The sequence below is a fragment of the Candidatus Amarolinea aalborgensis genome (assembly GCF_900491745.1).
Taxonomy (GTDB): Bacteria; Chloroflexota; Anaerolineae; order SSC4; family Amarolineaceae; genus Amarolinea; species Amarolinea aalborgensis.
Genome location: NZ_UETR01000011.1, coordinates 121,671 through 139,114, shown reverse-complemented (window position 1 = coordinate 139,114; position 17,444 = coordinate 121,671). Strand labels below are relative to the sequence as shown.

At 61.5% G+C, this 17,444-nt stretch carries 4 protein-coding genes; all 4 read left to right on the top strand.

Annotated features, from left to right (window positions below; all coding sequences use genetic code 11):
- Positions 1 to 213: hypothetical protein (locus tag ACPQ6D_RS15080; RefSeq protein WP_423225170.1), on the top strand; the 213-nt coding region annotated here is incomplete at its 5' end.
- 725 nt (positions 214 to 938) lie between these two features.
- Entirely contained in the window at positions 939 to 10,154 is a 9,216-nt protein-coding gene (locus tag ACPQ6D_RS15075) for an SdrD B-like domain-containing protein (protein WP_423225169.1), read from the top strand.
- A gap of 278 nt (positions 10,155 to 10,432) precedes the next feature.
- A complete protein-coding gene (locus ACPQ6D_RS15070) occupies positions 10,433 to 13,942 on the top strand; it encodes a S8 family serine peptidase (RefSeq protein WP_423225168.1) in 3,510 nt (1,169 codons plus the stop codon).
- Positions 13,943 to 14,024: 82 nt separating this feature from the next.
- The gene (locus tag ACPQ6D_RS15065) at positions 14,025 to 17,228 is read left to right on the top strand and encodes a S8 family serine peptidase (RefSeq protein WP_423225167.1); all 3,204 of its coding nucleotides are present in this window, start codon (positions 14,025 to 14,027) and stop codon (positions 17,226 to 17,228) included.
- Positions 17,229 to 17,444: the final 216 nt, after the last annotated feature.

The following is a 17,444-nucleotide window of genomic DNA, read 5'->3' as shown; positions in this document are numbered from 1 at the left end:
AGCGATGGCGTTTACCAGCGCCTGACCACGACGCCGATTGCCAGCCAGGCCAGCGGCGCGGCCGGCGCCAGCTACACCTGGGTAGACGAGGCCGCAGTCGCCGGCAAGGTCTACTACTATCGCCTGGAGACGCTGCCCGCTGGCCAACTCATCGGCCCCGTCACCTCCCGGCTCTCGGGCATGCAGCTCTTCATGCCCTGGCTGCGGCGCTAGATTTCGTCTCTTGAAAGAAAGGGGCGCCCGCGGGGGCGCCCCTCGTAGCCCCCTATGAGCCTGTCGCGCGTTCATAACATCGCGAGAGTGATCATTAGGGTCACTCTCGCTCTTTTTGTTTGCGGGCTGGCAACCAGCCCATCGTTTGGCATGCAAAAGTCGCCCGGTGCATGCATATCTGCCCCGACGTTTTTGTATTACATCTTACAATTACGCCTTGCAAGTCGTCATAATCACTATTGGCAAATTGCATGGCTCAGTAGATTACATTATAATTGTCGCTCGTATACTTGCACCCAACAGTATGGGTCTACATGGCTCAGTAACCGTAAGGCAACTGAAAGGTTCAACACTATACAAGCTGCTTGCATCCCTGTATAATGTACATAGGTTCAAACTGTGCTGACGCGCCAAAATGGAAGATAAACTCATAGGTTAGTTATCTTGGTCATGACCCTGTCATGAGTCGGCTTTGCGGTCAAGTTATGTAGTCATTTAGCCGTTGTAGCGTCCCCCTTGGCATCGCATTTTTCACCCTCACCGTTCTCGCGGGCCTCGGTAGCGCATCAGATTTCGTTCGGAAGTCAAAGGAGTTGGATATGAGAACAAATGGACAGAGCACGATCTGGCTCAGTGTTGTAATGGCAATTACAATGCTAACGTCAACGCTCATCGCGGGGCTTGATCCTCGTGCTGGCCAGGCTGTGTCCGGGAGCTTGGCAGCGATGCGGCCCACCAGCGGTGAGACCTGCACGACCTTGCAGCCCGGGCCAAGCATCGGCAAAGATGCTTACATCAAACAGGAAAAACAAGACGAGCGTCGGGGCGGGGATTCTGAACTGCGGGTCAAAACCGAGAACGGCAAGTTGATGCGCGCGCTCATGCAATTTGACCTTTCCAGTATTCCGCCGACGGCCATTGTCAACAGCGCGACTCTCTCGCTGTATGTGAAGGGCGCCAGCGGCGGCAGTGTGACGATCAACGCCCATGGTATCACGGCTTCGTGGACAGAAGCTGAAGTCACCTGGAACGCGCGCGACAAAGCGGCCAGTGTCTTGTGGACAAACCTGGGCGGCGACTACAACGCGGCCGTGGCAGCTACGGCGTCCCTGGATGACACCAAAAACGTCTGGAAATCGTGGAACTTGACCAGCCTGGTCAGTTCATGGCTGGCGGCTCCTGCCAGCAACCTGGGCGTGATCCTTGAGTCGCCTGTGACGAATCCGAAGACGGAGAAAATCTTCAAGAGCAGCGACGATGGCACGGCCACGCAGCGTCCCAAACTGGTTGTTTGTTACTCGGCTGGCGTCACGCTCACGCCCAACAACACTGGTGAAGGCGTTGCCGGTCAAACCAAAACTTACGCCCACGTCGTGCGCGTGGGCAACTTGACCACCGTGGTCAACCTGGCTGCCTCCTCGTCGCAGGGCTGGGTCCAGCGCATCTACAACGATGTCAATGGCAACGGGGTCAAGGATCCCGAAGACATGATCATCAGCCAGACCCCATCCATTGGGCCTAACGTGGACTATTTCATCCTGGTGCAGGTGGACGTACCCAGTGTCGTGGCATTGGGGACGACCGATGTCACCACGATCACTGCGACCGCCCAGGCTACCGGCGCCACCGCCACAGCCACCGACAGTACGCGTGTCGGTCAGCTGCTGGTGGTGAAGCCTGATTTCACGCGCTACGCCGTGGCTGGCTCGGTCAATTTCTACGGCCATACCATTACCAATAACGGCAACTCCCAGGACTGCGTCAACGTGACTAGTTCGTCCAGCCAGGGATGGACGGTGCTGCTGTGGGAAGACACCAACCAGAACGGCGTTCATGAGACCAACAACCCCAATGAACCGGCCCTGTCCAACCCGGTGTGTATTGCTGCCGGCGCCACTTACCACCTGGTGGCCGAGATTCGCGTCCCGGCCGGCGCCACCGTGAATACCGTGGATCAGACTGTTATCACCGCCACCTCCGGCAATGATCCGAGCAAATCGGATGGCGCGGACGATGTCACCACCGTGTTTGACAATTCACCGCCAGTCATTGACGGTCGCTACGATGATGTCTACCGCATCTCGCCCGACGCGACCCAAGTCTGTTACATTGACCAGACAGGCGCCCTGTTCGGAAAGTTGGCCTCGTTCTACCAGCCGTCGGGCAATTCCGTTTACATGGTGCTGGCGATTGACAAAGACTTCGTGGATAACACGTACGGCGCCAATGCGGTCAACTGGCCCAGCGGCCACAGCTTTGGCAACCTGACCGGCTCTGACCACGCCCAGTTTTGGGGCCTGGACGCCAATGGCACCAAAGTGCTCGACTTCGACCTCGATTACATCTCGTCGAAGTCCGGCACGCCGTCGGGTTACGCTTCCCTGGGTGTCGCGGGCGGCGACGGCGGCATGAACACCGGTAGCGCAGCCAATATCCAGCAGTGGGGCACCTCGTTCGACTATACGCTGAACAATTTCGGTTATTGCAGCGGCGGCAACTGCTCCGTCCTCGGCACCAACCTGACGGTGAACTCGCCGGCCACCGATGTTTTCTACACCCCGAACCCAACCTATCCTGACTGGATCTACGATGTGATCTACGAAGTCAAGGTCGCGAAGACAGCCTTCGGCGCCTCGGGCTTTGGCTCCATCGAAGTGCCTTATATCCATGCCTCTCCCAGCAAAATCGGCACCAACACGATCTACGCCGAACCGGGCGTCTGCCCTGGTGAGATTGGCGACACGGTTTGGTACGATACGAACCATGACGGCGTGCAACAGGTTGGTGAGGCTGGCATCAACGACGTGCAGGTGAAGCTCTACCGTGATAACGGGGACGGGTTCTTCAACCCGGCGACGGATACCGTGGTCGCCACGCAAACGACACGCGCGGGCGGCAAATACCTCTTCCAGAACCTCCGACCGGATGACTATTTCGTGGATGTGGTTGATGCCACCATCCCCGACGGCTACGTGATTACAACCAACAACGATCCGACGCCGATGATCAGCCTGGCAGAGGGTCAGAGCTACCTGGAAGCCGATTTCGGCTACACCCTGGCCTATCCCGATCTGCTGGTGACCAAGAGGCTAACCACGCCCGGGCCAGTCTATGCGGGGCAAGAAGTCAGCTTCACCATCGGCGTGACGAATACAGGGTTGACCTCTCTTAGCTTGATCCCGTTGCGCGACTGGTACGACCCAACGATTCTCGATTTCGTGAGCGCCACGCCGCAACCAGACAGTGTGGGCACTGGTACTCTCACCTGGAACAACCTGGCAATGAATTTCCTAAATGGCCTGGCGCCTGGGGAGTCTGTTGCTGTCGTGGTGCGATTCAGGGCGCTGCAACCCACAGCAGCAGTGTTGGGCGCATCCAAAGTGAGTGCTGTGCCTGCGTCTGACCCGGCCGAGCAGCAAAAGGCGCAAGGTGCAAACGGCGATGCCCCGACCGCGCTCGACACCTGCGGCTATCCTTACTCAAGCGCCAATCCATTGACCAGCGTCGTCTTCAACGAGAGCACGGTGCTGCGCGGCTTCAAGCCAGTGGATGGTGGCGTGGCGCGACCGGGCGATACGCTGAATGTCTGGTACAACGACGAACACGCGCTAACCCTGGGTGTACGCCAGGTCAAGGTCAAGACGTCGAGCGGCACGACCACAACAGACTATCCGATCACACCGCTTGCGACGAATCCCGGCAGCGCGTTTGATCCTCTGCTCGGTACAACAGCCCTGACCGGCGATCAGGCCGGCACCGATGTCTCAGATCGGCCGATGTGGCCCGCGATTTTCATCACGGATATCACAACCGATCCTAACAATCGAGCAGGCGACTGGCAGTGGGGAGGCGCACCGCTCGGGCCCCATGCCGTCTTTGGGACATGGAAGGGCGCCGTGCGCCTCGTAGACAAGACGCGTAACCCCCCAACGGTGACGGTAACGCCCGACTCGGACCCGGCCAAGAACAACTGGAACCTGGGCAGCGGTGATCCGGCCCCGCCCGGGCTGATCAATGAGGGGTATGGCGCAGAAGTGCGCTGGAACGTGGATCGCCTGGTGGCGGACGGTCGGTTGATCTCCGGGCACACTTACCGCTTCCAGTTCATGGTGCACGATGGCGACCAGAACAAGACCGGCGGCGACGTCGGTGAAGCTTGCACGACCATCACGCTGGCACCTACCGGCAGTATTGGCGATCGCGTCTGGTACGACCTGAATGGCGACAAGCTGCAGCAGTCAACCGAACCGGGATTGAACGGCGTGAAGGTTGAGCTATATGGCGGTTCGTGTCCTCTCACGGGCCGGCCGAACGGCACCCCCCTGAAGACGCTGGTGACCGCGGTTGACGGCAACTACGACTTCGCCAATCTCTCGGCGGGTTCCTACTGTGTGGCGGTGGACGCCAGCACGTTGCCAACGGGCTTTGCCCTGACGACAGCTAACGAGCCGCTGACGGTGCTTCTAGCCAATCTGCAAGACTATAACGATGCGGACTTCGGCTATCGCGCGCAATGCACGAATGGCACGCCGAACCTGGCAACCGTCACCGGCGCCGAAGATCAGTTCGACACGATTCTGACTGATCGCCGCGATTTCGCCTGCGTCCAGATTCAACAGGCGTTGGGCGCCATCGGCGACTTCGTTTGGTATGACAAGAACCAGGACGGCATCGAGGATGTCGGCGAGCCCGGCATTGCCAATGTCACAGTCGCCCTCTACCGCGACACCGATGGCAGCGGCACGCTGACGCCTGGGGACACCCTGGTGGCGACGACCACGACCGACGCGGACGGCGGCTACATCTTCAAGAATCTGCCGACCGGCGTCTACTTCGTGGATGTCACCGACGCCAACAACGTGTTGGCCGGGTTGGCGCACATCGTAGCGAATCAAAGCAAGCCCGACCCGACGGCTGCGATTACGCTGGGCGCGGGCCAGGTTTACAAGGACGCTGACTTTGGCTACGTCCGGCAGCCGACCTCAGGCAAGGCGCTCATTGGCGACACGGTCTGGTATGACGACAACGGCGATGGCGTTCAGCAGCCGAGCGAACCCGGCATCCCCGGCATCCAGGTCTGCGCCACGCCCGTTGGCGGCGGCACCCCGATCTGCACCACCACCGACAGCAACGGTCACTACCTGATCGAAGTGCCGGCTGGCTCGTACACGGTCGCGCCCACGAACCCACCGGCCGGCTACACAGCCACGACGATCGTGCCGCACCCGGTGTCCGTGGCCGCGGGCGAGCAGTACCTCAACGCCGACTTCGGCTACAATGACAATCCCTCGCAGCCGCAGCTCGGGACCATCGGCAACCTGGTCTTCCGCGATGTCGGTACAGATGGCGTTTGCGGCAGCGGCGACAGCCCGCTGGCTGGCGTGAGCGTGGACCTGATCCGTGACAGCAATGCCAACGGCGTCTGGAACGCAGGCGAGCCGATCATCGCGACCGTGACCACAACGCCAGGGACGACCTGCACCGCCGGCAACTACCAGTTCACCGGTCTACCGGCTGGCCGCTACCTGGTGCATGTCAGCGACACCAACGCCGTGTTGGTGGACTACACCAAGTCGCCGCTAGGCGCCGCCGGGGTGGACAACAACAACCAGGCTGATCCCTACGCGGTCAACCTGCCAGCCGCGGGCAGCAACCAGACGGCCGACTTCGGTTACTACCCGCAAAATCGCACCAACATCGGCGTCATCGGCAACCAGGTCTGGATCGAATACGATGCCAACGGCATCTTCAATCCCACGGGAACCGATGTAGGACAGGCCGGCGTGACCGTGGAACTGCTTCAAGGCAATGTGGTCATCGCGACGACGACCACCGGCGCCAGCGGCGACTACGCCTTCACCAGCCTGCCCGCTGGCAGCTATCAGGTGCGCGTCAGCGACACCTTCAAGGTGCTCAAAGATTACGTGCTGACTGTCCTCGGCCCCAACCCCGGCCAGGACAACAACCACCAGGCGCAGCCCTACGCCGTGAGCCTCCCCGCCGGCGGCTACAACCTGACCGCCGACTTCGGTTACACCAAGTTAGGCGCCATCGGCGACTTCGTCTGGTATGACACCGACCGCGATGGCATCGAGGACGTGGGCGAGCCGGGCATCCCCAACGTGACGGTGGCCCTCTACCGCGACACCGATGGCAGCGGCGCCCTGAGCGCCGGCGACACCCTGGTGGCGACGACCGTCACCGACGCCGACGGCGGCTACATCTTCAAGAACGTGATCCCCGGCGTCTACTTCGTGGATGTCACCGACGCCAACAATGTGTTGGCTGGGTTGACCCACATCGTGGCGAATCAAAGCAAGCCTGACCCCACGGGCGCCATTGTGCTTGGTCCCGGCCAGGTCTACAAGGACGCTGACTTCGGTTACTACAAGCTGCCAGGCTCCGGCAAGGCGATCATCGGCGACACGGTCTGGTATGACGACAACGGCGATGGCATCCAGCAGCCAGGCGAACCGGGCATCCCCGGCATCCAGGTCTGCGCGACGCCCGTTGGCGGCGGCGCTCCGCTCTGCGCCACCACCGACAGCAACGGCCACTACCTGATCGAGGCGCCGGCCGGCTCGTACACGGTTGCGCCCACGAACCCGCCCGCGGGCTTCACGGCCACGACGATCGTGCCGCATCCGGTGACGCTGCAGATCGGTCAGACGTACCTCGACGCCGACTTCGGCTACAATGACAATCCCTCGCAGCCGCAGCTCGGCACCGTGGGCGACCTGGTCTTCCGCGATGTCAACAAAGACGGCGTCTGCAACAGCGGCGACAGCGTCTTCACCGGCGTCAGCATGGACCTGATCCGTGACAGCAACGCCAACAGCGCGTGGGACGCCGGCGAGCCCATCATCGCCACCGTCACCACGGTCGGCGGTACGGCCTGCACGACTGGCAACTACCTGTTCACCGGCGTCCCTGCTGGCCGCTACCTGGTGCACGTCAGCGACACTAACGCGGTGCTGTTCGATTACACCAAGTCGCCGCTAGGCACGGCCGGCGCGAACAACAACAACCAGGCCGACCCGTACGCCATCAACCTGGCGGCCGGCGGCAGCAACCTGACCGCCGACTTCGGCTACTACCCGTTGGATCACACCAACATCGGCGTCATCGGCAACCAGGTCTGGACCGAGAAGGACTACAACGGCCTCTACAATGCCAACGGGACCGATGCTGGCCAGGCCGGCGTCACCGTGCAGCTGCTCAAGAACGGCACGGTCATCGCGACGACCACCACCGGCGCCAGCGGCGACTATGCCTTCGTTAGTCTGCCCGGCGGCACGTACCAGGTGCGCGTCAGCGACAGCTTCGGCGTGCTGGCGGGCTACGTCGTGACCGTCCTCGGCCCGAATCCCGGCCAGGATAACAACAACCAGGCCCAGCCGTACCAGGTCACGCTGCCTACAGGCGGCTACAACCTGACCGCCGACTTTGGCTACATCAAACTGGGCGCCATCGGCGACTTCGTCTGGTACGACACGAATCGCGATGGCATCGAGGATGTGGGCGAGCCAGGCATTCCCAACGTCACCGTGGCTCTCTACCGCGACACGGATGGCAGCGGCACCCTCACCGGCGGCGACACGCTGGTGGGCACGTTGACCACCGATGCGGATGGCGGCTACCTGTTCAATAACCTGCCGCCAGCCACCTACTTCGTGGACGTAACCGACGCCAACAATGTGCTGGCCGGGTTGACGCACATCGTCGCCAACCAGAGCCAGCCTGACCCGACGGGTGCGATCGTGCTCGCCGCCGGCCAGGTCTACAAGAATGCGGACTTTGGCTATGTGCAAACGCCCAACACGGGCAAGGCCATCATCGGCGACACCGTGTGGTACGACGATAACGGCGACGGGGTGCAGCAGCCGGGCGAGCCGGGCATCCCCAATGTCCAGGTCTGTGCAACGTCGGTTGCCGGCGGCGCGCCGATCTGCGACACCACCGATAGCAACGGGCATTACCTGATCGAAGTGCCGCCTGGCTCCTACAGCGTGGCCCCGACCAACCCACCCCCAGGCTACACCGCGACCACGCCAGTGCCTCATGTGCCGGTCGTTGTGCTGGCCGGCGACCAGTATCTCAAGGCTGACTTCGGTTACGACGATGCCGGGAATAACTTCCTGGGCGCCATCGGCAACCTGGTCTTCCTGGATGCCAACAAGGACGGCGTTTACAACGCCGGCGACACCCCGTTCCCCGGCGTCAGTGTGGACCTGATTCGCGACAGCAACAACAACGGCGTCTGGGACGCCGGCGAGCCAATCATCGCCACGGCGACGACCGCCAGCACGGTGGATGCCAACACCGGCAACTACCTGTTCAGCGGCCTGACTGCCGGGCGTTACCTGGTGCACGTCAGCGACACGAACGGCGTGCTCTACGGCTACACCAAGTCGCCGTTGGGCGCGGCCGGGGTGAACAACAACAACCAGGCTGATCCCTATGCCGTGAACCTGCCCGTGGGCGCGGATAACCTGACCGCCGACTTCGGCTACTTCCTCACCGACCGTCCCATGGGCGCCATCGGCAACCAGGTCTGGATCGAAACCGACAACAACGGCCTGTTCAATGAGAACAGCGGCGACTACGGCCAGCATGGCGTGACCGTCCAACTGCGCCAGAACGGGGTGGTGATCGCCACCACCACCACCGGCGCCAGCGGCGACTACGTCTTCGTGGGTCTGCAGGCGGGCAGCTACGATGTGCGCGTCAGCGATGCCCTCGGCGTGCTGACTGCTTATATCCCGACCGTCGTTGGCCCCAACCCCGGCCAGGACAACAACAACCAGGCGCAGCCCTATGCCGTGACGCTGGCTCAGGGCCAGTTCAACCCAACCGCTGACTTCGGTTACACCCCCGGCCCAGATGTGCGCAAAGACAGCACGATTGGCAATCTGGTTTGGGTGGACCGCAACGCGGATGGGCTGTATACAGCCGACGAGCCAGGCATCGGCAATGTCTCCGTGCAGTTGTGGTATGACAGCAATCGCAACTGCGCACGCGACCAGTTCGACTTCCTGGTGGACACCAAGCTCACCGCGGCCAGCGCCTTCTTGGGCGGCAACTACCGCTTCAATGGCGACTTCCCGGCCGGCAACTACATCGTCATCGTGACCGACACCAACAATGTGTTGACCACTTACACCAAGTCCACCGGCCCCAACCCTGGTCAGGATAACAACAGTCAGGCCATGCCGTACTGCATTCAGAACTTCAACCCCACCAATGTGGGCGCCACCAACCTGACGGCCGACTTCGGCTATTGGCAGCCGGTGACGGTCGGCGACTTCACCTGGGTGGATGTCAATGGCAACAATGTCTATGACCCTGGCGTCGAACCGCCGTTGAGCGGCGTCATCATCCAGGTCAAGAACAGCAGCAATGTGGTCGTTGCCACCGTGACCACCGGCCCCACCGGCGGCTTCCCCGCAGGCACCTACCTGGTCACCGGCCTGCCGCCTGGGCGCTACACGGCCACTGTCATCCCGCAGCCCAACGGTTATCTGCCTTCAGGCCCAACGACCCTGACCAGCGTCCTGCTGCTCAGTGGTCAGAGCGATCTGACCCTGGACTTCCCCTTCATCTCGCCAACCAGTGTGCTGGTTGCCAACTTCACCGCTGATCAGCAGCCCAGCGGCTATGTCAACCTGGCCTGGACGACCCTGGCCGAAGGCGCCAACGAAGGCTTCCATGTCTGGCGGGCGACGAGCGCCGATGGCGTTTACCAGCGCCTGACCACGACGCCCATTGCCAGCCAGGCCAGCGGCGCGGCCGGCGCCAGCTACACCTGGGTGGACGAGGCCGCCGTGGCCGGCAAGGTCTACTTCTATCGCCTGGAGACGCTGCCCGCCGGCCAACTCATCGGCCCAGTGGCTTCCCGGCTCTCGGGCATGCAGCTCTTCATGCCGTGGCTGCGACGCTAGGTTCCGTCTCTTGAACGCAAGGGGCGCCCACCCCAGGCGCCCCTCATAGCCCCCCTATGAGCCATCGTGTGTTGACAAAATCGCGAGAGTGATCATGGGGATTGCTCTCGCTTTTTTGTTATAAATTGGTTATGGGTTAGCAGCCGCCTGCACAGCAAAACCGTGACTTTGTCAGTCAAACGTAAGGCGAATCTTAACGGCGCATGTGATATAATGAACATATCAGCCGAACAATTCTACGCTTGTTGGCTGTGATACGAGCTACGGAGGACTGGCGCATGATACGACCACTCAAAATCCTTTTTCTTGTTGCGACGGTGCTCAGCGCGTCGTGGCAGATGTCGCGCCCAGCCCTGTCCACCGCCGCGGTCCCGTCGTGTTTTGCCCTGGCCGAAGGGGGAGGCAGCAACAGCACCAACCTGCTGACACTCATTTCACCCTGGGACCCCAATCCGTCCACCAACGAAGTCAACATTGGATCAGGCACGTCCACACAGCGCGCCTTCAGCCTGGCCCAACAAACAGGCGCTAATGTACTCTTTGCGATTGACAATGACCGCCTCGGGCGGATTGACGTCGCGACCGGGCTTTTTACGCCCTTCGCCCGCACCTTGGGCCAGGCCGATGGCGCGTTGGGCAGGCAGACTTTGGATAATGCGCAGGGTTTGGCTTTCGATCCGTTTTCGGGTCGCCTGTTCGCGACGGTGAAAAAGCCAGCCGGCAGCCTCTTGCTCCAGGTGTCGCCTACGACCGGTGAGTTTGTGAAAGATGCATTTCCTGGCCGCGCAGACTATGCGCCCATGCCGTTGCCAGCCGGGATGACGGCAGTGACGGATATCACGATCAGCCCGCTTGATGGGCAGATGCTGGGCGTGGCCAGCAATGCCAGCGGCGGCAGTCAACTGCTCAAGATTGACAAGAACACCGGCGCCGTGGTTTTCATCGGCGCCGCCAACCCGGCGCCCCTGGAGGGGCTGAGTTTCACGCCTGAAGGCGCGCTGATGGGTTTGGCGCGTGACGGCGTCCTCTACGATATGGACGCGCAGGCTGGCCTGCTCAGCAATCCGCGCACGGTGGATAACGGCGCAAGCTATCGCGCCCTCAGTTGTCAGAGCGCACAGGCCAACAGCATCACCGGCGTCGTCTTCAAGGACGCAAATCTAAACGGCATCTTCGATCCCGCCACCGAATCCGGGCTGCGCAATGTCACGGTGCGCTTGTATCGGGATGCGGATGTCAATGGGATGGTGAACGCAGGCGACGCCCTGTTAGCCACGCAACCCTCAGCCGCAAACGGCGCTTACAGCTTCGTGGTCGGCGCGCTAGGGGCGTTTGCGCTGAACGTTGACATCGCCTCGTTTCCTCGTCACCATGCACTCACCACGGACAACAGGGAGCAGGCCAATTTCAATGAGTTTGGCCTGACCGACGCCGGCAATGATTTTGGGTTGATCAAGCAGCCGTACAAAGACAACGAAGTCCTGGTTCACTATCAGCCCGGCGCGTCGTCCGCGGCCATTGCCGACGTCGAGATGCGCTACCAGCTGCAGCGCAAGGAATACTCGGCGGTGCTGGATGTCTACCTCTACAAGGCCGTCAGTTGGCTGCCGGATGTCCTGGTGGCCGCGCTTGAGCTGGAACCGGCGGTGGCCTGGGCCGAACCGAACTACATCGTCGGCGGCACGCTGCACCCCAATGATCCAGACTATAACAACCCCGGCCTGGTGTACGGGCCACAGCAGGTCAACGCTGAAGCCGGTTGGGATGTCACCACTGGTGTTGCCTCGGTCGTGGTGGCCCTCGTGGACAGCGGCGTATCGTTTTCGCACCCCGAATTTGCGCAAACTCATTTTCTACCTGGCTATGACTTCGTGAACAAAGACAACGATCCCAGCGACGATAACGGGCATGGCACGCATGTCGCCGGCATCTTGTTCGCGGCGATGAACAACGGGATCGGCATTGCAGGCATGGCGCCGGGCGTCTCCATTCTGCCGGTCAAGGTGCTGAACTCGTCCGGCAGCGGCACGTGGGTTGATATTTCCAACGGCATCGTCTATGCCGTTGATCAAGGCGCAGACATCATCAGCCTCTCTATTGGAGGGCCGATTACATCGCAGGTTCTGCAGACGGCTGTCCAGTACGCGGCCGCGCACGGCGTCCTGATTGTGACCGGCACCGGCAACACCGGCACCAATGCGCCCTTCTACCCCGCATTCTATCCCGAAACCTTCGCCGTCGGCGCCACCGACAATACCGGGCAGTTGTGGTGGCAGTCGAACTATGGCGATTCCGTTGACGTCGTCGCGCCCGGGGTTGCGGTGTGGAGCACCTACTGGACAAGCGCCAATCCGACCACCTACGGCTATTGCACTGGCACCTCGATGGCCGTTCCGCACGTCAGCGGTCTGGCGGCCCTCATTCTATCCGTGCGCCCTGACCTGTCGAGCGCGGATGTGCGTGAGATGATTCAGCAAAGCGCCGTGTCCATTTCGCTGCCGCGGCCAAATCTCTATTCGGGCTGGGGTCTCATCAACGCGGGACAGGCGTTGGGCGCCAGCAGCACGTGGGTCACCATTACGCCCACACCGACGCCCACCAATACGCCGACCGTCACGCCAACGCCGACCGTCACGCCGATTCCGACGAGTACACCAACCCCGACGCTTACACCCACCGCCACACCAACGCCGACGGTGACGCCGACCGCCACACGAACGCCGACGGTGACGCCGACCGCGACGCCAACGCCCACGCCCTATGTGCGCCGCGTCAACAGCGGCGGCACTTACTACCTTGACGCCCAAGGCAACCTGTGGGACGCCGATCAGTTGTGGGACGGCGCATGGGGTGCGGCGGGCGGCGCCGTCAAGACCTCGACCAAGGCGGTCGCGAACACCACCGAGGATGGCCTCTATCAGAAACGCCGCGAAACGCCGGGGGAATATCGCTTCAACCTGCCAAATGGGTCATACCAGGTCGTTCTGCGTTTCGCCGAATTCGACGTCACCAGTGCAACCAGTCGCGTGATGCGCATCACCATCGAAGGCGTTGTGGTCGAAAACGCGCTCAGCATTTACGGGTCGGTTGGGCGCTATGTGGCCCTGGACAAGACCTACCAGGCCAACGTGGTGGATGGTCAGTTGAATATCCAATTTGCCATTGCCAGCGGCGCCTCTGCGCCGGTGGTGTCGGCGATTGCGATCACTCAGTTAGCGCCGCCCACGTCGACGCCAACCCCCACGCCAACTCAGACGCCGTGCCCAGCCTGCCCCACCGCCACCCCAACCGCGACCCCCACGCCGACGGCCACGCCGCCGCCGTATCTGCAGCGCGTGAACAGCGGCGGCGCCAACTTCACGGATGGGCAAGGTCAACTGTGGACCGCGGACAAGGCGTTTGCGACCGGCTCGTGGGGTTACACCGCGGGCACGGCGAAATCCACGACAACGGCCGTTGCTGGCACCACCGATGACGCCCTTTACCAGAAATGGCGCAGCGCACCCGGGGAGTACAAGTTTAGCGTACCCAACGGCGCGTATGAAGTGACCTTGCGCTTCGCCGAGTTCGAGGCAACTAACTCATCCACCCGTATCATGAAGATCACCATCGAAGGCATCACGGTGGAAAACACCCTCAATGTCAACACATTGGTGGGCAAGGCGACTGCCCTCGACAAAACATATCAAGCCGCGGTGGCCGATGGCATGTTGAATATCGCCTTCGTCAAAAATGGCGGCAAGCTGGATCCCATGGTGGCAGGAATACAGGTGCGCCAGCTTCCCTAGTGGAAGTTGCCAGATAATCAATCACAACACCGTTGTTCAGATCGTCCCCCCATATCATCGTTTTTTGCGAGGTAGAGCCCATATGAAAACTTTTCCCAAGCTCGTGCGCCCGGCGGCCGCCCTTCTGACGGCTGCTCTCGTCATCCTGTTCGTGATTACAACGGCTTTGGCGCAGCCAGGCTTACTGTCCGCAGTCGGCGGTATGCCGCAGGCGGATAGACCAACGACGGCCGGCGCCATCGAAGGCGGGGTCTATTTCGATGCCAACGGCAACGGTGTGCGCGACGCGCAAGACAACGGCATCGCCGGGGTGTTGATCGAGATCAGAGATCAAGCGACCGGCGGCCAGACCTACTACGCGTCAGCTACCACAACGCCTGATGGCATTTTCCGCTTTGCAGACCTGCCCAACAACACCTTTCTCGTAACGGAAAACGACCTCTCGCTGTACATCAGCACGACAGCGAACACCCAAACGGTCGCTGTCAACGACACGGTCATCAGCGGGATCGTCTTCCTAGACACGCTGCCACGCAGCGTGACTGGCACCGTCTACCAGGATATCAACCAGGATGGCGTGCGCGGGTTGACAGAACCGCGCATTCCAGACGCCCTGGTGGAACTGTTCGACGATAGCAACGCCAATGGCGTGATTGATCCAGAGGATCAGCTACTCAGCAGCATACTGACCGATGTGCAGGGCAACTACGTCATTCCTGGTCTGCTGCCAGGACATCGGATTGTGCGCATTCAGCCTCCGAGCGGCATCGGTCAGCCAAGCCAGGCCCCAGTCGAACTGCTCAGCGGCGAAGTCGGCAGTTTCGGCCAACCGCTGGACATGGCGCTGGGCGCGACCGTTCAACGCCCAGATTCGACACAGGCGCCGGACGTTGTGCCGGATGAAGTGGTCGTGCGTTTTGCCGATGGCGTCAGCGCAGAAACCGTGACCAGTGTGGCGAGCGCATACCATCTGCAGATCAAGCATCACATTCCGGCGTTGAATGTCTATATCCTGGCAACCCGCCCAGGTCAGACCGAAGCCGCGATCCGCGCCCTGAATCGGTTGCCAGGCGTGCGCTATGCGGAGCCCAACTACGTAGCGAAGATAGATCTGACGCCGACCGATCCCGATTACAGCGACGTGAGCAAAGTCTATGCGCCGCAGATGATCAATGCAGAGCCAGGCTGGAATGTGACCATTGGCAGTCCCAACATGATTGTGGCGGTGTTGGACACCGGGATCTCCATGACGCATCCTGAATTCAGCGGACGCATTTTGCCCAGCTATGACTTTGCCAACAACGATTCGGATCCGAGCGACGATGAAGGGCATGGCACGCACGTTGCAGGCATTATTGCCGCAGCCATGAACAACGGCCAGGGGTCAACCGGTATTGCGCCCGGAGTCAAGATCTTGCCGGTCAAGGTGATGAACAACTTGGGCCATGGCAGTTGGGGGTGGGTGGCCGACGGAATTATCTATGCAACCGATCACGGCGCGAGAGTGATCAACATGTCCCTGGGCGGCACCACCACGGGGTACTTGATGACGGATGCCGTACGCTACGCGGCCGAGCGTGACGTGGTGATGGTGGCGGCCTCCGGAAACAGCGGCATCAATCAGCCGGAGTATCCCTCGTACTACCCTGAGGTGATCGCGGTCGGCGCGACCACGTACTACGATGACTGGTTCACGATTTCCAACTATGGGACATGGATTGATGTGACCGCGCCTGGCGACACGGTCTGGAGCACGCTGTGGGAGCCGACTAACCCCAATACCTACCAGTACTTCAGCGGCACTTCGATGGCGGCCCCGCACGTCAGTGGGTTGGCGGCGCTCATCTTATCGGCCCATCCCACCTTTTCCTCCGCCGATGTGCGTGCGTTGATGCGGCAGACAGCCGCCGATAAAGGCACACCCGGCTTCGATATCTACTACGGCTACGGTCGTATTGATGTGGGCGCGGCCATGGCCGCGGCCGCGAGCTGGGTTCCCTACACACCCACCCCAACGGTCACGCCGACGCCGCTGGTGACGAACACACCGACGCCGACGCCGACGGCCACCAATACGCCGACGCCGACGCCGACGGCCACCAATACGCCGACGCCGACGCCCACAGCCACGCCGACCAAGACGCCCACGCCCGCGGCGACGGCCACCGTGACACCTACGCCAACGAAGACGCCGACGCCGACGCCGACCATTCCGCCGTACCTCCAACGCGTGAACAGCGGCGGCACGGCCGTGTTCACGGACAGCCAGGCGCGCCTGTGGGCGATTGACAAAGCATTCGTTACCGGCTCGTGGGGCTACACCGGCGGCACGGCCAAGTCGTCCACCAAAGCCGTCGGCAACACGACCGATGATGCGCTCTATCAGAAATATCGCGAATCGCCAGGCGAGTACAAGTTCACGGTGCCAAACGGCAACTATGAAGTGACCCTGCGCTTTGCGGACTTCACGGCGACGTCGGCCACAAGCCGCATCATGCGCATCACGATCGAAGGCGTGATCGTCGAAAACACCCTGAATATCTGGTCGTTGGTGGGCCAATACAACGCGCTGGACCGGGTGTATCAGACATCGGTGTCTGACGGCGTGCTCAACATCATGTTCGTCCAGAATGGCGGCAGCAATGTGCCGATGGTGAATGCAGTGGGCGTGGTACAACTGCCGCCGCCCACGCCGACGCCGACCTCCACACCCACGGCGACTGCGACCAACACGCCGTGCCCGACGTGCCCCACCGCCACGCCAACCGCCACGCGCACGCCAACGGCCACGCCGACGGTGACGCCCACACCCTTACCATACACGACGCAGCGCGTCAACAGCGGCGGCACGGCCTTTACCGACGGCGCGAGCCAGCTCTGGTCGGCCGATCAGGCGTATCTCACGAATGGATGGGGCTACACGGGCGGCACAGCCAAGTCAACCACGCTGGCGGTGGCTGGCACGACCGACGACGCCCTCTATCAGAAGTGGCGCGATGCCCCGGGCGAATACCGCTTCACGGTGCCCAACGGTAACTACGAGGTGACGCTCAAGTTTGCCGAATTCGAGACGACGAAGTCAACCGCTCGTATCACGAAGATCACGCTGGAAACCACGATCGTGGAAAATGCGCTGAGCGTCTACGGTCAGGTCGGTAAGGCGGTTGCCCTCGACAAGGTGTATACCGTCGCGGTGAGCGATGGAGTTCTCAACATTGCGTTTGCAAAAAACGGTGGAACGCTCAATCCGATGGTTTCGGCCGTGCAGGTGCGCAGGCTCCCCTAGCCAAATCAGCCAGGTTAGCGAGGAGAGGGCGAATACACGAATGACGCACATCATCGCTCGTGTATTCGCCCCCCAGGCGGTGGTTTGCAGGCGATCGCCGCCCAAATGTAAGCAATTCGTAAGCTGCAAAGCACACGCGACACGCCGAACGGCGTGATACAATGTCTCTGCCATAACAATTCCGTTGCCAATTGCATCATCCCAATCAATCGGGCA

Bases quoted from the DNA above. Each gene is read 5' to 3' on its own strand.
- ACPQ6D_RS15075 (WP_423225169.1), top strand. From the start codon at position 939: ATGCGGCCCACCAGCGGTGAGACCTGCACGACCTTGCAGCCCGGGCCA.
- ACPQ6D_RS15070 (WP_423225168.1), top strand. From the start codon at position 10,433: ATGATACGACCACTCAAAATCCTTTTTCTTGTTGCGACGGTGCTCAGC.
- ACPQ6D_RS15065 (WP_423225167.1), top strand. From the start codon at position 14,025: ATGAAAACTTTTCCCAAGCTCGTGCGCCCGGCGGCCGCCCTTCTGACG.